This is a genomic window from Chryseobacterium carnipullorum (assembly GCF_900142785.1).
Taxonomy (GTDB): Bacteria; Bacteroidota; Bacteroidia; order Flavobacteriales; family Weeksellaceae; genus Chryseobacterium; species Chryseobacterium carnipullorum.
The window spans coordinates 59,931-80,757 of record NZ_FRCD01000003.1; the positions used below are offsets into that span (position 1 = coordinate 59,931).

General features: G+C 37.4%; 23 protein-coding genes and 3 tRNA genes. 12 read left to right on the forward strand and 14 right to left on the reverse strand.

Annotated elements, in window-relative coordinates:
• The first annotated feature begins 46 nt into the window (after nucleotides 1-46).
• The gene (locus BUC06_RS04185) at nucleotides 47-1,228 is read left to right on the forward strand and encodes a hypothetical protein (protein WP_073330130.1); all 1,182 of its coding nucleotides are present in this window, start codon (nucleotides 47-49) and stop codon (nucleotides 1,226-1,228) included.
• On the forward strand, nucleotides 1,212-1,793 hold the full coding sequence (locus BUC06_RS04190; protein ID WP_083563955.1) for a hypothetical protein: 582 nt from the start codon (nucleotides 1,212-1,214) through the stop codon (nucleotides 1,791-1,793). The genes BUC06_RS04185 and BUC06_RS04190 overlap by 17 nt, the downstream gene beginning before the upstream one ends.
• Here BUC06_RS04190 and BUC06_RS04195 read toward each other — a convergent pair.
• The gene (locus tag BUC06_RS04195; RefSeq protein ID WP_073330774.1) at nucleotides 1,742-2,317 is read right to left on the reverse strand and encodes a 5-formyltetrahydrofolate cyclo-ligase; all 576 of its coding nucleotides are present in this window, start codon (nucleotides 2,315-2,317) and stop codon (nucleotides 1,742-1,744) included. The genes BUC06_RS04190 and BUC06_RS04195 overlap by 52 nt on opposite strands.
• Nucleotides 2,318-2,373: 56 nt before the next feature.
• Nucleotides 2,374-3,744: an oxygen-dependent tRNA uridine(34) hydroxylase TrhO gene (gene trhO / locus BUC06_RS04200; RefSeq protein ID WP_073330133.1), complete on the reverse strand. Its 1,371-nt coding sequence runs from the start codon at nucleotides 3,742-3,744 to the stop codon at nucleotides 2,374-2,376.
• 407 nt (nucleotides 3,745-4,151) lie between these two features.
• Here trhO and BUC06_RS04205 point away from each other — a divergent pair, with 407 nt between their 5' ends.
• Nucleotides 4,152-5,681 carry a trypsin-like peptidase domain-containing protein gene (locus BUC06_RS04205; RefSeq protein WP_073330136.1) on the forward strand — a complete coding sequence of 510 codons (1,530 nt, stop codon included), beginning with the start codon at nucleotides 4,152-4,154 and terminating at the stop codon, nucleotides 5,679-5,681.
• Between the two features lie 62 nt (nucleotides 5,682-5,743).
• On the opposite strand, the gene BUC06_RS04210 is transcribed toward BUC06_RS04205, so the two are convergent.
• The 3 genes from BUC06_RS04210 to BUC06_RS04220 all read right to left on the reverse strand — a co-directional run bounded on the left by BUC06_RS04210 (nucleotide 5,744) and on the right by BUC06_RS04220 (nucleotide 9,302).
• Nucleotides 5,744-6,199, reverse strand: a complete 456-nt coding sequence (locus tag BUC06_RS04210) for a hypothetical protein (protein ID WP_073330139.1) — start codon at nucleotides 6,197-6,199, stop codon at nucleotides 5,744-5,746.
• Nucleotides 6,199-6,579, reverse strand: coding sequence for a RidA family protein (locus BUC06_RS04215; RefSeq protein ID WP_034738882.1), 381 nt, complete (start codon nucleotides 6,577-6,579; stop codon nucleotides 6,199-6,201). The genes BUC06_RS04210 and BUC06_RS04215 overlap by 1 nt, the downstream gene beginning before the upstream one ends.
• Nucleotides 6,580-6,716: 137 nt before the next feature.
• On the reverse strand, nucleotides 6,717-9,302 hold the full coding sequence (locus BUC06_RS04220; RefSeq protein WP_073330142.1) for a putative LPS assembly protein LptD: 2,586 nt from the start codon (nucleotides 9,300-9,302) through the stop codon (nucleotides 6,717-6,719).
• Nucleotides 9,303-9,355: 53 nt separating this feature from the next.
• Between BUC06_RS04220 and BUC06_RS04225 the strand changes: the two genes are divergently transcribed.
• The 9 genes from BUC06_RS04225 (at nucleotide 9,356) to BUC06_RS04265 (ending at nucleotide 14,765) form a co-directional block, all read left to right on the forward strand.
• Nucleotides 9,356-10,645: an N-acetylmuramoyl-L-alanine amidase family protein gene (locus BUC06_RS04225; protein ID WP_073330145.1), complete on the forward strand. Its 1,290-nt coding sequence runs from the start codon at nucleotides 9,356-9,358 to the stop codon at nucleotides 10,643-10,645.
• Between the two features lie 58 nt (nucleotides 10,646-10,703).
• Nucleotides 10,704-10,778, forward strand: a tRNA-Glu gene (locus tag BUC06_RS04230).
• Nucleotides 10,779-10,789: 11 nt separating this feature from the next.
• Nucleotides 10,790-11,110, forward strand: coding sequence for a hypothetical protein (locus BUC06_RS04235; protein WP_047454243.1), 321 nt, complete (start codon nucleotides 10,790-10,792; stop codon nucleotides 11,108-11,110).
• A 67-nt stretch (nucleotides 11,111-11,177) separates the two neighbouring features.
• Complete coding sequence (gene rpsT, locus BUC06_RS04240) at nucleotides 11,178-11,432, forward strand: 30S ribosomal protein S20 (RefSeq protein WP_073330148.1); 255 nt, start codon at nucleotides 11,178-11,180, stop codon at nucleotides 11,430-11,432.
• Between the two features lie 10 nt (nucleotides 11,433-11,442).
• A tRNA-Glu gene (locus BUC06_RS04245) sits at nucleotides 11,443-11,514 on the forward strand.
• Nucleotides 11,515-11,614: 100 nt separating this feature from the next.
• A tRNA-Glu gene (locus BUC06_RS04250) sits at nucleotides 11,615-11,686 on the forward strand.
• A gap of 166 nt (nucleotides 11,687-11,852) precedes the next feature.
• Entirely contained in the window at nucleotides 11,853-12,536 is a 684-nt protein-coding gene (locus BUC06_RS04255) for a FadR/GntR family transcriptional regulator (protein WP_139263290.1), read from the forward strand.
• Nucleotides 12,537-12,594: 58 nt separating this feature from the next.
• A complete protein-coding gene (locus BUC06_RS04260) occupies nucleotides 12,595-13,800 on the forward strand; it encodes an MFS transporter (RefSeq protein ID WP_073330151.1) in 1,206 nt (401 codons plus the stop codon).
• Nucleotides 13,801-13,991: 191 nt separating this feature from the next.
• Nucleotides 13,992-14,765 (forward strand): T9SS type A sorting domain-containing protein, encoded by a 774-nt coding sequence (locus BUC06_RS04265; protein WP_073330154.1) that lies wholly within the window; start codon nucleotides 13,992-13,994, stop codon nucleotides 14,763-14,765.
• 132 nt (nucleotides 14,766-14,897) lie between these two features.
• Here the strand turns inward: BUC06_RS04265 and BUC06_RS24275 are convergent, their stop codons facing one another.
• From BUC06_RS24275 to BUC06_RS04310, 9 genes are all read right to left on the reverse strand, one after another.
• Complete coding sequence (locus BUC06_RS24275) at nucleotides 14,898-14,987, reverse strand: T9SS type A sorting domain-containing protein (protein ID WP_338076020.1); 90 nt, start codon at nucleotides 14,985-14,987, stop codon at nucleotides 14,898-14,900.
• Complete coding sequence (locus tag BUC06_RS24060; RefSeq protein WP_073330157.1) at nucleotides 14,978-15,202, reverse strand: hypothetical protein; 225 nt, start codon at nucleotides 15,200-15,202, stop codon at nucleotides 14,978-14,980. Before BUC06_RS24060 ends, BUC06_RS24275 begins: the two co-directional genes overlap by 10 nt.
• Nucleotides 15,203-15,365: 163 nt before the next feature.
• A complete protein-coding gene (locus BUC06_RS04280) occupies nucleotides 15,366-16,307 on the reverse strand; it encodes a transporter (protein ID WP_073330783.1) in 942 nt (313 codons plus the stop codon).
• An 11-nt stretch (nucleotides 16,308-16,318) separates the two neighbouring features.
• Complete coding sequence (locus BUC06_RS04285; RefSeq protein ID WP_073330160.1) at nucleotides 16,319-17,365, reverse strand: cytochrome-c peroxidase; 1,047 nt, start codon at nucleotides 17,363-17,365, stop codon at nucleotides 16,319-16,321.
• Complete coding sequence (locus BUC06_RS04290) at nucleotides 17,358-18,185, reverse strand: MbnP family protein (RefSeq protein ID WP_073330163.1); 828 nt, start codon at nucleotides 18,183-18,185, stop codon at nucleotides 17,358-17,360. The genes BUC06_RS04285 and BUC06_RS04290 overlap by 8 nt, the downstream gene beginning before the upstream one ends.
• Before the next feature lie 343 nt (nucleotides 18,186-18,528).
• Nucleotides 18,529-18,909: a hypothetical protein gene (locus BUC06_RS04295; protein WP_073330167.1), complete on the reverse strand. Its 381-nt coding sequence runs from the start codon at nucleotides 18,907-18,909 to the stop codon at nucleotides 18,529-18,531.
• 3 nt (nucleotides 18,910-18,912) lie between these two features.
• On the reverse strand, nucleotides 18,913-19,587 hold the full coding sequence (locus BUC06_RS04300; RefSeq protein ID WP_073330170.1) for a superoxide dismutase: 675 nt from the start codon (nucleotides 19,585-19,587) through the stop codon (nucleotides 18,913-18,915).
• Between the two features lie 189 nt (nucleotides 19,588-19,776).
• Nucleotides 19,777-20,460 (reverse strand): SCO family protein, encoded by a 684-nt coding sequence (locus BUC06_RS04305; protein WP_394363674.1) that lies wholly within the window; start codon nucleotides 20,458-20,460, stop codon nucleotides 19,777-19,779.
• The gene (locus BUC06_RS04310) at nucleotides 20,447-20,722 is read right to left on the reverse strand and encodes a YHS domain-containing protein (RefSeq protein WP_073330176.1); all 276 of its coding nucleotides are present in this window, start codon (nucleotides 20,720-20,722) and stop codon (nucleotides 20,447-20,449) included. Before BUC06_RS04310 ends, BUC06_RS04305 begins: the two co-directional genes overlap by 14 nt.
• Between the last annotated feature and the right edge of the window lie 105 nt (nucleotides 20,723-20,827).

The following is a 20,827-nucleotide window of genomic DNA, read 5'->3' on the forward strand; positions in this document are numbered from 1 at the left end:
CAAAAAAACATTGCTGATAATCAACAATTTAATTATTTTATAAAAATTGACAGATTTAGATCTATTACATTTTGAACAGCTAAAAAAGGATGTTCAGACCGAATTTTTAAAAGAATCGAGCTCTTCCCATGATGATATTTCAAAATGGAAGGGTATAGATATCATATATTTTCAGGAAGACCTTCGCAAAAAGGCAAAAGGCAACATCAGTGAAAAGTCATTTTACACCTATTTCAAAACTTCACCGGTTACCAAATTACCCCGGATCGATATGCTCAATTTATTGAGTATCTATGCGGGATATGATTCATGGTACGACTTCAAGAAACAGCATCTTTTTGCGGGAGAATTGCTGCAGGAAAATGAAGATCTTGAGGAAGAAGAAATAAATGAATTGGAAAAAACAGTCTCTGCAGCCCTGGATTTGCCAAAAACAGAAATTCCAGCGAAAAATATCGAATATTTTCCTCAGGAAAATTTAGATTTACAAAAATCAACTACTGATAATCAATCAACTAAAGAAAAAACAGTTGCATCTACAAATATCGAAATTCCCTCTTCTACACCCAGGAAAAATTTCTTCAAAAAGAATGCCTGGGCCATTATCACCTCGATATTAATTACCATTACCGGAATTCTTGGATTTAAGGATGAAATTTTTTCGAAAACCTACAAATATTGTTTTACGGACAAAGACCGTGGCGTTGCCGCCATCAATACCCTTGAAATAAGAGTGATCAAAGAAAATGAATCACCGCTTTTGTTTAAAATAAAACCGGGAGAGTGTTTTTATTACTCTACCAAGGATAAAAATCTTAAAATGCAGATCAGTGCTCCCTTCTATGAGTATCTGGAGGTCAACAGAAATCTGGAAAATGCTCCGGACGAAGAAATGATAGAACTGAAGCCTGATGATTATAAGATGGCCGCTTATTATTTCTCCATTAAAGATGTCAAAGGCGGTAATCCTGAAGAGCAGGTAGCGCTTATCAAGCAGAAAAGAAACCAACTGGAAAACCTGATCAGCAACAATGCCGTTATTTATCAGGTGTATGATAACAAAACCTACGGTATAGAAAGACTGGATAAGCAAAAATATATCACGCTGGTAACGACACCTACCACCTCTCTTAAGAACCTAAATGTAATAGAGATGAAAAAGGATATCAAAGGAAAAATCGTATCGATCAAATTTAAAATTGCCACCACAGATGAAGAGAATAAATAAATTTTTAATGTTCACCGTTGTTTTTTTAGCATTGGTTTCCTGCAATAATAAAAAGACTGAAGTAAGCGATCTTGATAAACTTAGAAACAGCACGAATGTAAAAAGCTACCCTGCGGTACAGATGGACAGCATGCAGGCCATTAATTCTATTACCAAACAGAAAGTACAGGAACTTCTTGATCTTTCCACGCTTTACTTATCCGGCAACAGAAATACAGAAATAGACACCGTTATTTTTTCACAAATGGAAAGCTATTTCCATAAGCCGGATTCTATGACGTTCAGAAAACTGTTCAGAGAACTGGACAGCCTGAAAGTGAAATCAGTTAAAGTCAATAGTCTGAACGTGTATAAAGAGTTTTATAAAAAAGATACTTTGGATTACGCTAAATTCAATCTGGAATACTTTGACGCCAAAAATAAGTCTCTGGGAACATTTGAGAAAAATGCTCAGTACATTTTGCTGTCAACTCCGATGATCAAAAAAGAATTTAAATTTTATTTCCTGGATTTCTATTCGAGTCCGTTAAAGAAAGACAGCACCTCGGTAGGAGTGACTAAATAATCCAGGGGAATATCATTTTCCCAGACATCATCGATCTGTTCATCCGGACTAAAGTAGTTGATCCCAATTTTTTTTGATGCGGGCGAAATACTTTGGAAAAAGGCATCGTAAAATCCTTTTCCGTAGCCTACTCTATTCCCTTTTTGGTCCCCATAGAGTAAAGGGGTAATTACATAGTCAAAATGATGCTCTCCGGAGTCTTCATTGGAACCAGGTTCTTCAATTCCCCAATTGCTGGTTTCAAATAGCGTATCCTCATTGATCTCGACGGATATCAAATCTTCTGCGATCACTTTGGGAACAAAAACGCGGATATTCTTCTCTAAAAAAGCATGAATAAAGATCTTGGTATCAATCTCATTAAACTTCCTGATTGGGGTGAAAATATGCACCTTCTGCCCTGCAACAGGTTTAAAATAATCTAAAAACGCTTCAAGTATTCTTTCAGATAATGAGAAAGCCTCATCAACTGACAAGGCTTTTCTTTTCTGCATATATTTCTTTCTAAGCTCTGCTTTTATCATGATTGAATCATTTTTATCAGACAAGCTTGTCATTTTTCACAATAGTCATTTTTACATTATGCGTTTTCAGAAGGTGGCAAAATTTTATATAATTTATCGGATAGACGAACTCTGAACGGAAGTTCAAAAGTGATCTGATCTCCAACTTTTGCCGTTTCACAAGGACCTCCGTTTACATGAATCTCTGTAATCGTTACTTCCTGCTCACCGGTTGTCGGACCTGAAATTAATACCTTATCTCCTACTGAAATTTCTTTATTTTCAATCAAAAACTGTGCAATCTTTGATTTTGTATAATAATGTTCTGCCTTTCCAAGCAGTACTTTTTTTACGGTTATTTTCTTGCGGATATTTTTGGTTTGTGCTTTTGCTAAAGGTTGAACTGAAGAGTCACCCGAGGTTTTAAATTTCAAAGCATCAGATTTTCCTTTTCTAAACACTTTATTTCCCACCTGCAGTCCTTCTCTTAATTTTACCTGTTCCGCTAAAGGTAAATGTGTAATATCCAGACATTCGCTAGAACAGCAATTTTCCATTACCGCTTTACACTCGTCACACTGGATAAATAACAAATGACAGGCATCATTAGAACAGTTGGTATGGTTATCACAAGGTTTCCCACACTGATGGCATTTTGAAATAATGTCGTCTGTAATTCGTTCTCCCAAACGGTGATCGAATACGAAGTTCTTACCGATAAATTTACTTTTTATTCCTTCTTCTTTGATCTGACGGGTATATTCAATAATCCCGCCTTCCAGTTGAAATACATTTTTAAAACCCTGATGTTTGAAGTAGGCACTCGCTTTTTCGCAACGAATTCCTCCTGTACAATACATCAAAAGATTTTTATCTTCTTTAAAATCCTGTAATTGTTCGTTGATGATCGGTAAACTTTCTCTGAAATTTTCTACATCCGGAGTAATTGCTCCTTCGAAGTGCCCTACTTCACTTTCGTAGTGATTTCTAAAATCAACCACAATGGTATTGGGGTCTTCCAGTAAATCATTAAATTCCTGTGCTTTCAGGTGAACTCCTTTATTGGTAACATCAAATGTATCATCATTCAGACCGTCAGCAACAATTTTATGTCTTACTTTAATCGTTAATTTCAAGAAGGAATGGTTATCTTGCTCAACCGCAACATTCAAACGAATTCCTCTCATAAATTCATACCCTTCAAGTGTATCGCGAAATGCTTCCAACTGATCTGCAGGAACACTCATCTGAGCATTTATTCCTTCATGAGCAACATAAATACGACCCAATGCATCCAGTGCGTTCCAGGCTATAAATAATTCGTCGCGAAATTTTTTGGGATCTTCAATTTTGGCATACGCATAGAAAGACAATGTAAGACGTTCCTTACCAGCTTCATCAATAAGTTGAGCTCTTTCTTCTGCGCTTAAGGTGTTATACAGTTGCATGCTATAAACGTTTTAAGTGAGAAAAATATTTTTGCAAATATAGTAATTTTTCAATTGAGTTCTTTTTTTTGGGAAAATCATATAGTGTGCAGATGGCCAATGAATACTACATGATACGTATTATTGGTGAACAATTGACAGATATCAGACATCTCAATTAATTGTTGTACCTTAATCTTGACATTTTTTCCTTTTCCTGCTTACAAAATGTCACATTTTTACTTTAATATTTTTTTAAGTTTTGTTAATACATTATTCAACATTATGACATAATGCATAAAATGACATAATAGCCGTTAAATTTTAGTTAAAATTGAAACACAGCATGCTAATTGCTTACTTATTTAGCATTAAATTTGTTTACGGTAAAACAAAAAAATCAATAAATAAAAAAAGAAAGATATACAATGAAGAGTACTTTAAAAAAACTATTACCATTTGCGGTAGTCGGAGTGATCTCCGGAGCTACTACTGTTGGCACCTTACAATATTTCGGTCATCAATCTAATAATGGCGACCAGTCTTACTTTACATCAGCAGCTCCTAATGCATCATTTGTAGGAATGAATACAGGAACTGTGGGCGACGATTTTGTAAAGGCATCAAAAACTACCGTTCCTGCGGTGGTAACCATTAAAAATTACCAAAGCAGATCAACGAGCAGAGCTTCAGAGCAGGATCTGTTTGACTTCTTCTTCGGAGATCCATTCGGAGGAAGAGGAGGACAACAGAGACAGAAGCAGCAGGCTCCGGACAATATGCCGTCGGGAATGGGATCCGGGGTGATCATTTCACCGGACGGATATATCATCTCCAACAACCATGTTGTAGCAGGAGCTAATAAACTGGAGGTCGTATTAAGCAATAAAAAATCTTATATAGCCACGCTTGTAGGAACAGATCCAAACACAGATATCTCTTTATTAAAGATTGAAGAAAAAGGTCTACCCTATTTAAATTTTGCCAATTCGGATAATATTGAAGTCGGACAATGGGTACTTGCAGTAGGTAACCCGCTTGGATTGAACTCTACGGTAACGGCAGGTATTGTTTCTGCGAAAGGCAGAGGAATTGGCATCCTGGGAGGTCAGGGCAAAGCCACAAACCCTATTGAAAGCTTTATCCAGACCGATGCAGCCATCAACCCGGGTAACTCAGGCGGAGCATTGGTTAATGTCAATGGTGATCTTATCGGAATCAACTCTGCGATCCAGTCTACTACAGGTTATTATCAGGGATATGGATTTGCAGTTCCGGCTAACTTAGCAAGAAAGATTGTTGAGGACATCAAGAAATTCGGAATTGTACAAAGAGGATTCTTAGGGGTGTCATCATTAGACCTTTCCAATGATCAGCAGGTAGCGGCATACAACAAGCAGTTCAAAACCAATATTAAATCCGGTGCGGGAGTTTATGTAACAGGATTCGGAGATAGCAGCGGTGCAGAAGATGCAGGTCTGAAAAAAGGGGATATCATCACGAAGATCGACAGCTATGATATTACCGACTTTGCGGATCTTTCCATGTCTATCGGAAGCAAACGTCCTGGTGATAAAGTTCAGGTAACTTATGCCAGAAACGGGAAAGAAAGTACGACTACGGTAACGCTTAAAGACCAGAAGGGAGGTACGACTACCAGAACAAAAGCTGACCTGAGCGTCACTGAAAAAATTGGAGCAGACTTTGATCCGCTTACTGAAAAATTCAAAACAGAATACGGATTAAACAGTGGAGTGGTTGCTAAAAATGTAAGTGAAGGAAGCGAAATGGCTAAGATCGGAATCGTAGATAATTATATCATTATTGAGATCAACGGGAAGCCGGTGAATTCACAGAAAGATGTAGAAAAGGTTCTTGAGAAATACCAGGGTAATGTACAGGTGAAATTTGTAGATGACTACGGTAGAATCTATACAAAAGGATTCAAAATGCCTTAACAAACAAAGACAATTGTCTTTTTCATATCAACGAAAAACGCTGCAAATTTGCAGCGTTTTTTTTATTTTGTTTTATTCATTTTCTCAGCAATCCTTTTCTTCTTGTTCCGCTCATAAATAACTTCTACGATCTTTCCCCCTATCCACGAAAACGGGAAAAACGTAAGGAAAATAGAAATCTTATAAAACGTAGGATGGTATGGAAATATAATAACATCCAGCATGGCAATAAAAAGCATAATAAAGCCGATAAGAATAGCATAGGCTACCTTAGCATACTTCACAATAAGTGCAGTAGCCACTCCCCCTATGGTAGAACCCAGCCCGGAAATAAACAGCAGAAATCCGAAAAATGCATTATCATCTTTCATGCTGAAAAGGAATCTCTGCCAATGCTCGAAAGGAGCAAAAGCTTCGAAAGTGATCCATTGCGGAAAAACCCTTATGCCAAGGGTGATCATAAGCCCCGCTATACCAAGGCCTACCAGAACCGCAATTGTATTTCTAATAAAATTCATTAATCCTGATGTGCAATCATAGAAATTTCAATATCAACATTCTTAGGCAGACATGAAACCTGTACAGTCTCACGAGCCGGATAGCTGTCTGCATCAAGATATGAAGCATAAATATCATTCATTACTGCAAAGTCATCCATGCTCTTAAGGAAGATGGTCGCTTTCACAACATTTTTAAAGGTCATTCCTGCTTCTGTAAGAATAGCCTCAAGGTTTTTCATTACCTGATGCGTTTCCTTTTCAATTCCCTCTACCAATTTACCAGTTGCCGGATCTACAGGAATCTGTCCGGAAATATATAAAATTCCGTTTGCCATATTAGCTTGTGAATAAGGCCCGATTGCTGCAGGTGCATTAACTGTGTTGATTATTTGTTTCATATGTATATTTATTTTTCCAAGGTCATCAATCCCTATCTCCTGTAATCGCTTTTGGGGCAATTCCGTCGACAGTGATTTCACTAGAATTTATTTTGGTTGCAAATATAAAATTTATATTGACAATTCTCAATTTGATATTAGAAAGGTGCATTAGGCTGTGTAAAACTTCTGTCCTTGTATTTCAGCGCATCGCTTAAGATGTTGGCTTTGATACCGATAAAGAAGTCATATACCTTATATTGTCCGAAGGGAACCCAGTTAAAGTTGATCGTGAAACTTCGCTGATCTCTGGAGAATCCTATTCTTGTATACGCCAAATCCTTCGTTACAAGGTCAAAATGCGTGCTCCCATTGATATTCCAGTAAGGAGTAAGCTTAATACTACCGTCAAGACCTACAGAAGCAATTTTATTGCCAAGTGCTGAAAGTCCTTTTGAATAGGCATAGTTCGCATTGATATTTAAAGTCCATGCCTGATCGAAATGGGCATAATTATCATTATCAAAATAATAGTTTTCATTTCTCACTTCTCCCTTTGAAGGATACTTTTTGGCATAATCTGTTTTCTCTCCAAAAATCTCACTGCTCAAAGGATAGGACAGCTGTACGTTGAATCCCTGCACACTGAAGTGACCGAACTCTTCTGTTCTGATTCCCTGAGTAGCACCCGGAGCAAAATAGATTTTATACGGTTCCAGCGCAAGACTTGTGTTAACACTCAGTTTATTATTAAAGAAAGAAGATTGCCCATTGATACTGAATACAGACCACGGGTGATCTTTTGCTGCAAAATTGTAATTTCCTGAAAGGTTAAGAGATTCGAAGATCTTTATTTTCTTTACACCGGTAGAGTCACTTTTAGATTTTACTTTCATTTCGATATTGTTTCCAATATTAAAACCTAAAGCTCCTACAACACCACTTGAAGGACTTCCAACAATTCCTTTTTCAAAAATAGAATAAGGCGTTAAAGCACCCTGTGCATTATAGTAATTTTTATAGTAGCCAAAGCCAGGACTTGAGAAATCCGGTGAATAGGTAAAACTAAGACTCGGTGTCATCATGTGTCTTACTGCTTCCACAACAGATCCTTTCTTAAACTTCAGCATTCCGTACAGCGTGGTCTGTAGACTGGCTGATGAAGAGAATGTAGAATAACCTGCCACATTCTTCTGGATCTCTTCTACATCCACAGCTTTTACAGGATCATAGAATTTGTTAAGCGTTTTTGTTGTTAAGGCATTATCAATATTCGCACTTAAACTGAAGGTAAAATATTTGGCTAATGTTGTATTGGTTCCTAAAGCAATATTATTTTTAAGTCCTGTCTGCATTTTGTCCCACATTGCCTTGGTAAAAAGCTCATTCTCCTGGGTGCTGACATAATTTGTCAGGTTAAAACCGGTATTCACTGTAATATTTTCAAGGAGTCCCTGTCTTACTCCTGTTTTTGATTTAAACAGATAGAACTGGTTGATCGCCACATTCATCTGGGGAAGACGAAGATCTGCCAGTCCGGTTGCAAAGTTTTGAGAGTATGATGCCGATCCGGTGATGGTGGCAGGCAGCTTCAAAAATCTTTTGGTCACCGTTACGGCTGAACTCTGCTGCGTATTCAGAACATTCTGGTTGAAAATATAGTTGTTGTTAAGCGGATTGTTATAAAACTTGGTACTCACAATATCAACTGAAGCACTAAAAGTCAGGAAAGGGTTCGCTTTTGAATCCTGAGTATGCGTCCATGCAATTCTGTATGTACTGTTTTTCGTGTAATCATCCAGACCTTTAATTCCCCTTACCATCGTTCCTACATCTGCCGTAAAGGTTCCGGAATACCGGTATTTCTTCAGATAATTCATCTGTGGTCTTAAATTCCAGCTCCCTTTGGTATAGATATCAGCGAGAACTTTAAGGTCAAAATGCTCCCCTATCGGCTGATAGTATCCAAGTCCGTTCAGGAAAAACCCGACATCTTCCCTTTCCCCGAAACTCGGGATCAGGATACCTGCTGCTCTTTTTTCTGAAAACGGAAGGATCGCAAATGGAAGAATAAGAGGAGTGGGAACCTTTTCGATGTACATCTGAATAGGTCCGGTAACAATCTGTGATTTATTCTTGGTTTTGATCAGCTTAATGTTCGAGGCACGCATAAAATAATCCGATGCAGTATCTTTTTTCTTGATATAATATTCGTCGGTAGTATAATCTGCATTCCTCATGGCAAAGACAGAATCACTATATTTTTTAGTTTTCTGGGCGGTGATCACCCCACCACTTTCTTCTGTTCTTGCATTAAAGGCAATGGCCTGTCTGGTTTTTGTATTGTAGCTGAACTCGTTGGTTTCATACTTTTTCCCTGCCTGAGTAGTAATTACAGGTTCAATAATTTTTCCCAGAGAATCCAATTTTCCACGGGCATAGATGAGATTTTTATTATCGTCGATCGAAATATAATCTGCATCAATCTGCATGTCCTGGTATTTTACCTGGGCATTTTTATTCAGGAATGTCATTTTTTTAGGAACATCTCTTCGCTGATCGTCCGCTTTTGTACGGAGAATATCATCTAATGCTTCCTTTTTTACAACAATGGTATCCTTTTTGGAAATAGTATCATTAACCACATTTTTAGGCAATTTTTCAGGGTTTTTCTGTGCTAAAAAATTGTTAAAAATTAGGATAATTAAAATTTGTAATATATTTTTGAGGACGGTTTTGGCCAATTTTGTTATATATAATTAAGGCTCAAAATTAGTATAATTTTTAAAACTGTAAGATGTACAAACAAAAATTTAAAATAATTTTATCATTTTTCCTTATTCTTTCAAGCACTTTATTTTTTTCGCAAAAGAAATTTACGATCGTTTTAGATGCCGGACATGGGGGAAGTGATCACGGAGCGAACAGGTCTTATGCGGATATTGGAAGGGTGGCAGAAAAAGACGTTACGCTTGCTGTTACCTTAAAGGTAGGGGCAATGTTGGAGAAAAACAGAGATTTTAAAGTAATATATACCCGTAAGTTTGATGAATATCCTTCACTTTCGGACAGAACAAATCTGGCCAACAGAAGTAAGGCTGACCTTTTTGTTTCGATCCACTGTAATTCTTCGCAACGACCTACAGCCTACGGAACAGAAACGTATGTACAGGGCCCGAATCAGAATGATGAAAACCTGGAAGTGGCAAAAAGAGAGAATGACGTGATCTTTCTTGATGAAAAGGATAAGCAAACCTTTGGTTCTTACAATCCAAGTTCTCCGGAATCTCTTATTGCGCTGAAACTGCAGCAGAATAAATATCTGGAGTCAAGTTTACTGCTTGGCGGACTGGTGGAAGGTAATTTCGTGAATAAAGATAAAAGATTCTCGAGAGGTGTTTTCCAGAAAAACCTTCACGTACTTCGTATGAACGCCATGCCATCTGTACTGATAGAAACGGGTTTCATCAATCACCCTGAAGAAAGTCACTATCTGGCGTCTGAAAAAGGTCAGCAAGAAATTTCTGAAAGCATCTATAATGCCATTATCGATTATAAAAAAGCGATTGACAGAAAAACAGGAGGTTCTTCTATTGCTACCAGAAAACCTGAACCTGAGAAGCCGGCAGAAACTCCACTGAAAAATGATTTCAGAATTTTATTGCTGAGTTCACCTACCAAATACAATGACGGAGATCCAGCTTTGAAAGGATTAAATTATATTCTCCCTCTCAAAGACAATGGACAATACAAGTACTATTATGGGGTAACGAACATGGCCTCTGTAAAAGATATCAATTTAAAAACGGCTAAAGATGCAGGTTTCAGAAATGCCTATGCGGTAGGATTTATGCCGAATCAAAAACTATTGACGGGTTACTATACCATCGAGGTTTATGTAGGCGAAAAGCTGAATGGGAACTCATTTATCCTTCAGACACTTAAGGATGTGGAGAGGAATAAAGACAATGGTATTTTTTACTACACGTACGGCAAAGTTTACACTTTGGAAGATGCTGTAAAGCTTCAAAAAGACCTTGAATCCAAGGGAATCAAGAACACGATTATTCAAAAAGTTTTTAAATAATTTATAAAATAATTTTGAAGTTAAAAAGTTAATCATTACTTTTGCAACCTCAAAATTTGGCCTATTCGTCTAGTGGTTAGGACTCAAGGTTTTCATCCTTGCAACAGGAGTTCGATTCTCCTATAGGCTACCAAATTTGATATCATGCCGGATTTAAAAATACAAGAAGCAAAACTTCTTTTTAAGAAAATCCACTCTAACCCAAAAAGTTACGATTTACAAATCAATGAAGACGGGATTACAGGCAGGGATGATAAAATAAGTTTCAGACTTTACAGGACTGGAGAAAGGGTCGCCTTTGAAGTAACAATTGATGGACTTACCTTCACCAACACTACTGGAGAATGGAACAACGCAATGATTATGCTAAGTAGCACAATCAAGAAAATAGAACGAGAACAAGAGAATTTAAAAATAGAACAAGCAATAGATAAACTCAGAAAATACCTGTCAGAAGAAAATTAAAAATTTTTAAAAATAAATTTGGCAGATTAAAAAAAAGTTTATAGTTTTGCACTCACATTTGAACGATATGGCAAATCATAAATCAGCATTAAAGAGAATTAGACAAAACGAAGTTAGAAAAGTTCGTAACAGATATTATCACAAGACTGCAAGAACAGCTCTTAAAGTTTTGAGAAATGAAGAAAATAAAGCTGCTGCTACAGAGCAACTGCCAAAAGTTATCGCTTTGTTGGATAAATTAGCTAAGAAAAATATTATCCACAAGAACAAAGCTTCTAACTTGAAAAGCAAATTAACTAAGCACGTTAATAAATTAGCGTAAAAGTATAGTAGGCCCGTTCGTCTATCGGTTAGGACCTCAGATTTTCATTCTGGTAAGAGGGGTTCGATTCCCCTACGGGCTACAAAACTTAATCACTACTAACCGGGTGATTATAAAATAAGAGTTGAAACTTATAAAAACAAAAAACTAGCCCTGCAGATTATATTTGCAGTTTGGTAGATGGCCCGTTCGTCTATCGGTTAGGACCTCAGATTTTCATTCTGGTAAGAGGGGTTCGATTCCCCTACGGGCTACTTAAAGAGAGATTCTATTTTTTAGAATCTCTCTTTTTATTTGGGTCATATTCCCTATTTGGGATTTCCTGTCCTATCTTTCTCTCTCTCTACCTCTCTCCTCCTTATCTAAACTGGTACAAAAAGAATTAAAATCATTATAGAATCTATTTAAAAATACTTACCTTTGCATTCATCAGATGATAAGATGTATATGCAGATTCAAAGAAAATCATTAGCTCAGGAAGTCGCAGAAAGATTAATTCAGGGAATTACCAATGAAGAGTATGTTGTTGGTGATAGGCTTCCGATTGAACCGGAATTGATGAAAATGTATGGTGTCGGCAGGTCCACAATCCGTGAAGCGATAAAAATTTTATCGATAAAAGGAGTTCTGAGTGTGCAACAGGGTGTTGGTACTTTTGTGACTTCTAAAAACATTCAGGAATCACTGGAAGATCAAATCAATAATGCCGAATTCAACGAAGTATATGAGGTGCGCGCACTTCTAGATTCAAAAATTGCCGCGAAAGCAGCTGCTAACCGAAGTGAAAATGAATTAGAGACTATTAAAATGTATCTGGATCTAAGAAATCAGTTTGCAAAAGAAAACCAGGCATTGGAGTGCTATCAGGCAGATATCAATTTTCATATCTCTATTGCCGAAGCGTGTGGTAATAGTCTTTTGAAAGAAATTTACAGAATTGCCAGTAAGCATATTCTCAGAACTTTTGAGAGCAGTCATGATAACAACACTGCTTCATTTCAACTTTCTCAAAAAATACATACTGAACTTTATAATGCTATCGAAAATAAAGATTCCGACACTGCAGCGCGCATTGCACAGCTTATTGTTGAAAAAGTATATTAAAAACTAAATTTATAATAAAATTCATCAGATGACCAGATGAATTTAAGATTTCAATATTATGGACAAGGTACAGACACAAACCATTGACACTTCCAAAATAGTGTATCCGATCTTATTTATGATCAGTTTTTCTCATTTGCTTAATGACCTGATCCAATCTACAATTCCTTCTTTATATCCCATTTTAAAAGGTGAATTCAGCTTATCGTTTTCCCAGATTGGGATCATCACTTTAGTCTTCCAGCTTACGGCCTCTATTTTACAGCCTTTTGTAGGAATCTACACTGATAAAAAGCCTAATCCAAGGTCTCTGGCTATAGGAATGGGATTATCCATGGCGGGTTTATTACTTTTAGCCGCTGCCCATCAGTATTATGTGATTCTCATAGCAGTTGCATTAATTGGGATGGGCTCATCCATCTTTCATCCTGAAGCTTCCAGAGTTGCCCAACTGGCATCCGGTGGTCAAAAAGGACTCGCCCAATCCATTTTTCAGGTAGGAGGAAACTCTGGAAGTGCGATCGGTCCTTTACTGGTTGCTTTAATTATACTTCCTTTAGGTCAGGGTTATGTTGCCCTTTTCGCCATTGCTGCTTTTATAGGCATTATCGTATTATGGAGAATCGGAAACTGGTATGCGGAAAGACTATCATTTAAGAAATCAGCGATACATCCGGATAATATCATTGAGGTACAGCTATCCCGTAAAAAGGTTATCTTCTCCATCAGTGTTTTACTGGCTTTGGTATTTTCGAAATACATCTATCTGGCTTCAATGACGAATTATTTTACGTTCTTTCTCATTGATAAGTTTCATATTTCTGTAAAAGATTCACAGCTTTATTTATTCATGTTTCTGGCAGCCGTTGCCATAGGAACCATTTTAGGAGGAAAGTTAGGAGATAAATATGGCCGTAAGAAAATTATCTGGGTTTCTATTCTGGGAGCCGCGCCTTTTACTCTTTGCCTTCCCTATCTTCCTCTGGCATGGACAATCATATTTGCTGTTTTAATCGGCTTAATTATCGCCTCTGCCTTTTCAGCCATTCTGGTCTATGCTACAGACCTTATGCCCAATAAAATTGGATTGGTAGCGGGATTGTTTTTTGGATTTATGTTTGGAATGGGCGGAATTGGTTCTGCAGTACTGGGAGCTGTAGCTGATGATACAGGAATAGAATATGTATTTAAAATCTGTGCTTTTCTGCCTCTTATCGGTATTATCACTGCTTTTCTACCCAACATTAAAGGAAGGAAAAAATAGATTCAAAATCTGAAGAATCATATATAACCGGAAATTCTGGTTCTTCCCTCATATCTGAAACTATAAAATGTAAGTAGTTCAACTCAAGATTACATAATCATTACATAATTCACATTTGATAGAGATAATATTGCATACATATACTTTTATGCTTAAATTTGGTTAAAACATTAACCCTAAATCTCTATAGTATGAAATCTATTCTACTTTCAAAGAGCCGCCTTTTTCAGGCCACTTTATTGTCAGCATTCTTGTTTCAGTCAGCCAATATACAGGCACAAAGCAGAATCTATGCGAACGATCAGTATTCGAATGTGTATGGTGTATGTCTGGGATGTGCTGTACAGAATCCTCTGAATGCAGTGGGAGATAACGAAGATAACTATTCTACCTTGGTAATGGGCACCGTTTTACTGGGAGGTGTTGAACAAACCTTGAGATTTCCTGAAGTGAGAACGAATACTAAATTAGTCATTGGTATCGGTACCAATAATATTCCCCTGACCGTTCAGCTGTTAAGCGGTGTATATATAGAAACAATGAGCGGAGCTACCGCTAATAACGACAGCCAAATGATTACCGCCAGTTTACTAAAGCTTGCAGACAGTCCTAACAGAGCCACAATTGAATTTATTCCTGTCAGTTCATATAACGCAGTTAAAATCAGACTGAGCGGAGGTGTACTAAGTCTGGGAGGAGGATTCAGAGTGTATTATGCTTACCAGGATCCTCTTGCTACGATCATGGCGTACAGCAAAGCCGGACAGATTACTTTGGGGGGTACCGTTCCATTAGAAGGTGCCGAAGTTACCCTAAGAAACACTTCAGGAAAAGAAGTACACCGTTCTACCCTGAAATCAAATACTTTTGAACTGTCTACTCCACAACCAGAAGGTGTTTACATCCTGACGGTGGAAGCAAAAGACAAAAAAACTTATACCCGTAAGATCAGAATTACGAACTAAATGATAGTACTTATTAAGAACTCGGGCAGGCTTTCAGCCTGCCCGAGTTCTTTTGTGCCTTTACTTAATAAGCTAAAAAAATCGGCGGCCCTGCGGGCCGCCGATTCATTGAAATAAAATAGACTGTGAAAACTATTTTTTGAATACTTTCTGCTGATATACTGCTTTATCAGTAACAGCCTTCAGAATATATACTCCTTTTGGAAGCATGCTTACATTGATCTGACCATTGCTAAGCTGTGTGTTAACAACTTTTCCATTTGAATTAAAGTAATTTTAATATCAGCAGTTCCTGAAGCAATCGGGGTCTGAAAAAGTTCGTCATTTCTATTGATCACAGCAGAAACAGCGGCCGGATTTGAATTGGATTTAATTGATTTTACAATGGCAGATGAAAGGTTATCTTCATCAGAAACAATTGTTTTAAGATCAATCACGGATGCAGTGTTTACATTAACCTTTGAAGGGAATGAATTGCTTACTGTAAAAAACCTTATAGATTTTAAAAATCTATAAGGTTCATTAATAGTAAATAATTGTCAATAATGACAACTGCTGGCTTCGGAATCCTGCATCACCAAGATTTCAACAATATTTACATCAAATTCCAAAATTGATAAAAACACTGAATCTGGATTTTGCTTCAATGTCACCCCCTGCCAGATTAGAATAAGCAGGAAGCATCACTTCTCCCCCTAAGCTGAATTTTTTATAGGAAGCCTCAAAACCTAGTTTTCCATATAAGGCACTACCTGCAGTGTTAGGCAATACTTCATCAAACTGTTTGTTTTTATCATAGACTTCGCCCTGAAGTCCTGCCTTTGCCGAAAAAATAGTCTTTTCATTTCCTGCGAGCTGATAAAAACCTGTTGCTGCATAATTCCACTGGTTTCCGAAACGGTAATTCTTTTTATTTTCGGTTTTTACGGTGTAATCTGTATTGACCAGTACAGCCAGTTTGTTCTTTTGAAATTTATAGTTTAAAGCGGCCTGATAATCCCAGCTTCCCGTTCCCAGCTGGAAACTGGGGTTGACACCGGAAGCTCCTTTTTCATCAAACTTACCCAAAGGAATTTTTACGCCCAGCCCTCCGTTGAGCTGGTGAAAATTATCCTTAGAATTGATGATCCGGTAAATTCCCATCAGGTTCAAATCTCCGATACCATTAATTTTGATATCGCCCTGCATTGTTTTCTTCTCATGAAAATGAAATGGCAGGCTGGCGTATACACTCAGCTTTTGTGTCAATGGAATTTTCCCCCATATCTGAAGGGTATTGAAGTACTGATCCTGCGTGAGATCTTTGACAAAAAGGTTTTCTTTGGCTTTATAATGCTGGGCAAAATATTTGATTCCTATAAACTGGGGATTCAGCAAAGATTCAAAACCTGAAGAACCGTTTCCTGCGGCACAGCCACAGGCATCGCAGTCATCCAGAACGATTCTGTTAATTGGGGCTGCAATATAAAGACTATCGTTGATTGTTTTAGCATGACAAACCAACGATAATGTCAGGCTGAGGATAAAAATTATTTTATTCATGTTCATCATGATCATTCTGCAAATTTTGGATTAGAAATGAAGGTTTTATCTGACAAGGTTTTCAAAAAGGCGATGATGAATTGTTTTTCCTGAGTATTCATCGCAATTCCGACATGTCCGTTCTGCTTAAGCTGTGGATCAAGATTGGGATTATCTTCTACATTATCCGAGTAGAAATTCAGAACTGCCTCCAGGGTGTAAAATCTTCCATCATGCATATACGGTGCGGTATATTCTACATTTCTCAGACTCGGGACACGAAATTTCATCCAATCCACCTGATCAAGAGTAACGCGATAACGTCCGGCATCTTTGAACTGTGCATTGTAATACATTCCGGTATTTCTAAAACTTTCATCTGTAAATAATTCTCCACTGTGACAGGTCGTACATTTCTGCTTAAAAAGCGCAAATCCCTGGGCTTCCTCAGAAGTAAATACTTCTTTGCCTTGTTTTACTCTGTCATATTTTGAATCTCCAGAGATCATACTCGCCATAAACTGTGAAAGAGCTTTTAATATTCTTTCGCCCGTCATATTTTCGTCACCATAGGCTGCCATGAAAAGTTTTTTATATTTCTGATCGTCTTTTAACTTAGCGAGCACCTCCGGCATGGAGCTGTCCATTTCATTCACATCTGTAATCGGGATGATGGGCTGTTCATTAAGATTATGAATCACGCCGTCCCACATATACCTTTTGAGAAATGCCATATTTTGAATAGGTGGCGCATTTCTGATCCCTATTCTGTCATCGACACCATGGCTTACGGTATGGCCGTGATGAGTAAAAGCATTTTCCTGGATATGACAGAAACCACATGATATCGTGTTATTTCTTGACAGTCTCCCTTCATAAAATAATTTTCTGCCCAGCTCTACTCCATTTTTTGTAACGGGGTTGCCGGATGCATCGAAAGTCATATCAGGAAAATAAGACGGAAACTGCAGTGAATAGGCTTCATCCTTATCCAGCGGCTGCATGACCTCATCTGAACAGGACAGACAGCTTAAAAAAGTAATGACAAGCAGTATTGTTTTCAGTAAAATCCTAATCATTGTGAACATGATCTACTTTAAACATGGCTGTCAGGTTATTGGTAACATCCACCAAATGCTGACTGGAGCCCATCATCATATTATTTTCTGTAGTAAGAGAAAGGGTCTTGCTTCCACTCAGAAACTGATTGAGATCGGCAAGGATGTGAATGGATGGTTTTATCTGTGAAGTTACTCTGGCTGTTGTCGGAAGATTCAACGTAATTTCCCGGTAAAGATCGGGTGTAGTATTAGCTGTTACATTTCCCATGTTTCCGGTATGATTCATAAATTCGGTGTCGGCTGTACCACTTCCATATTTCCCTTCAAGCTTTACAAAAATATAACCGGCAGCCCATGACCATGACATTCCTTTCTGTTTCGCTTTTGTCCAGAATTCTGCCTGACCATCCTGTCCCAAGAGATAAGCTTTCTGACTGATTCCAAGGCCGAATTTTACTTTTTTATAATTATTTTTAGGAATATTATTGAGATCAATATATACGACACCCGCCACGGCATCTGCCTGGTCTATGATAAAAGCCCCTTTATCAGGATTGTTTTCGTTGTATTTGAATTCGTTTCCACCTTCGTCGATCAGTGTGATATTGCTGATGACATATTTTAGCGCTGAGAAGTTATGCTTCTGACCGGCAGCAGAAGTCTGTACCGTTTGGTTGAGCACAATATTCCCAAGATTATTGAATCCATTTTCAAATTTGATCTGAAGGTTTCCGGTTGAAGTATCCTGCGGATCGTCATCATCGCTGTTCTGACATGAGATTAAAGTGAATACGCTAAAGGCAATACATAATAATGATAAAAATTTATAAATTTTCATTTTGATTTTTTAAGTTGAATTTTATGAATAGAAATGCTTTTGAATGCGTGAACATTCATTTTTTAACCACAAAAGGCGCAAAAGTTTTTTGACACTTAAGTTATTTGAAGATGAAAGGCTTTTGGATAAGAAGTTCACTTAAGTTTTTTAAAAAAATCAAAGATTTTTATCCCGAATAACAGGCATAAACATCTGTGAAAATCTGTGCAATTTGTGGTGAAAAATATCACATCAAAGGCACAAAAGCTTTTGACACTTCAGTTATGTAAAGTGTATTGAAAACTATATAGGAGAATACTGAATTTTCAGCGAACCTTATATGCGTTCTGTAGTTTTGTAATGATTAAAATTGAACTAAAAAAACAGGTGGTTTGAAAATGTGTTTCAGAAACAGAAAAGAATAGGCTGTTTCGTAGAGAAAATTGAAATTTACAGAAAGAAATTTTTCTGCTTTTTGGATGGATATAATTTCAGGAAGTGTACAGATATCAATAATTTTCTGTCCTGAACTTTTGGTTTTATTCAGAGGCGAAGAGTCAGAATCATTCGTCTTTGCTAATTCTTTGCTTACGTAGCATTTTCCATTACAGTGAAGTTCCGGTTTGCTTTTGTTGATACAAAGAACGGTGGAAATATAATTATAATTTACAGCATACTCCACCAGTGGGATCAGAGGTCTGAACACCATATAGAAAGTAAGGAATATGCTGCAAATTAAATTCATGTGTTATTTTTTGCTTACCGCTTCATCATATCTTCTGCTCACTTCTTTCCAGTTAAGCACATTCCAGATAGCATTTAAATAATCTGCTCTTTTATTCTGGTATTTCAGATAATAAGCATGTTCCCAAACATCAATTCCTAAGATCGGTGTTCCTTTTTCTTCCACTGCATCCATCAGAGGGTTATCCTGGTTAGGTGTAGAAGACACGAATAATTTTCCGCTCTTGTCTACAGCAAGCCATGCCCATCCTGAACCAAAACGATCTGCCCCTGCTTTGCTGATCTTTGCTTTAAAAGCATCCATGCTTCCGAAAGTTTCCGTAATTGCTTTAGTCAATTTTTCAGAAGGCTGTGTATTTTTTACCGGAGTAAGAACGGTCCAGAAAAGTTCGTGGTTATAATGTCCACCGGCATTGTTTCTTACTGCCGGAGTCAGTTTAGAAACATTTGAAAGGATCTGGAAAAGGGTCTGTTTTTCCTGTGGTGTTCCCGCGATCGCTTTATTCAAATTCGCAACATACGCTGCCGCATGTTTTGAATAGTGAATTTCCATAGTCTGAGCATCCACTGAACCTTCCAGTGCATTGTATGCATAAGGAAGGGGAGTCTGCTTAAACTGCGCAAAAGCGAACTGTGCGGCAAATACGGCACTTAAAGCTGCTATTTTAAAAATCTTCATAACGTTTTGTTTTTATGGTTTAACAATATTTTTTTACTCATAGAAGGAAGATGGAAGCACGAAGTTATGCATACCTTTAGATGATTCTGCTCCATTGATCTTTCTTCATCTCATCATTTTACGCTCTCAATCTAATGACTGCCATCAATCATTATTTTCTTCATTAACTTCCATCTTCGTTTCTTTACTCTATTTCAATAATTTTTGAATATCCTCGACCAATATCTCCCTGTCGGGGTGGTATTTCCCATTAAGCTTTGGGGTCTTCCCTTCCGGATCTTCATAATTCAATCCCGAATAATACAGGATCGGCATATGGTCTTTATTGTACCTGCAGCGGATATTTCCTTCTTTATCTACCAGAGCGATCATTCCGCTATGATTAAGGCTTTCTCCTTCATCTTCTTTATCCCCGACATAGATATTGAACTGGTCTGCCAGCTTTCCTATATACTCTCTGTTTCCCGTAAGAAAATGCCAGTCCGGAGATTTTGCGCCTACACTTTTAGCATGTTCTTTTAATGCTGCCGGCGTATCGTTATCAGGATCAATGCTTATTGAAATAATCCCAAAATCAGGACTGTTTACCTCATCTTCAATAAACCTCATATTACGGTTCATCACCGGACATATGGTAGGACATTTGCTAAAGAAGAATTCTACCAGATATACTTTTCCAAGCATCTCTTTATTGGTGATTTTCTTATTGTTCTGATCGGTGAGTTCAAAATCGGGAACCTTCATTACCGTGTACAGGTTCTTCTTGAAATATTCCATTCCTACGCCAATTCCCAGAAACAACAAAGCAAAAATTGCAATTGGAATAATTACCTTTTTCTTTGCACCCGTTTGGGTCTTGTTATTTTTGGACATACTTTTCAGGATTTTTTTTGAACTCGTCCTTACATAAGCTACTGCAAAAACCGTACGTTTTATTTTTATAGACTGCGGTATCTTTCATATCATCCTCCGTTTTCATGTGACAGATAGGATCTTCTGCATTGGCAAATTTCACTTTGCTACCAGTGGATTTTGAAGATGCTGTGCTCTTTTTATGCTTTACCTTAGGGGTTTCCTGGCCACAGGCGAATAATGAAACTGACAATAATGCAGTCAAAATAATTTTTGATTTCATTTTAATTTTAAATTGAAATTAATAGTATGATAAATGTGTAAACTAATTCTCAACGCAAAGATAATCATGGGTTTTATTGCGGGATGCCATTAAAAGCAACACTCA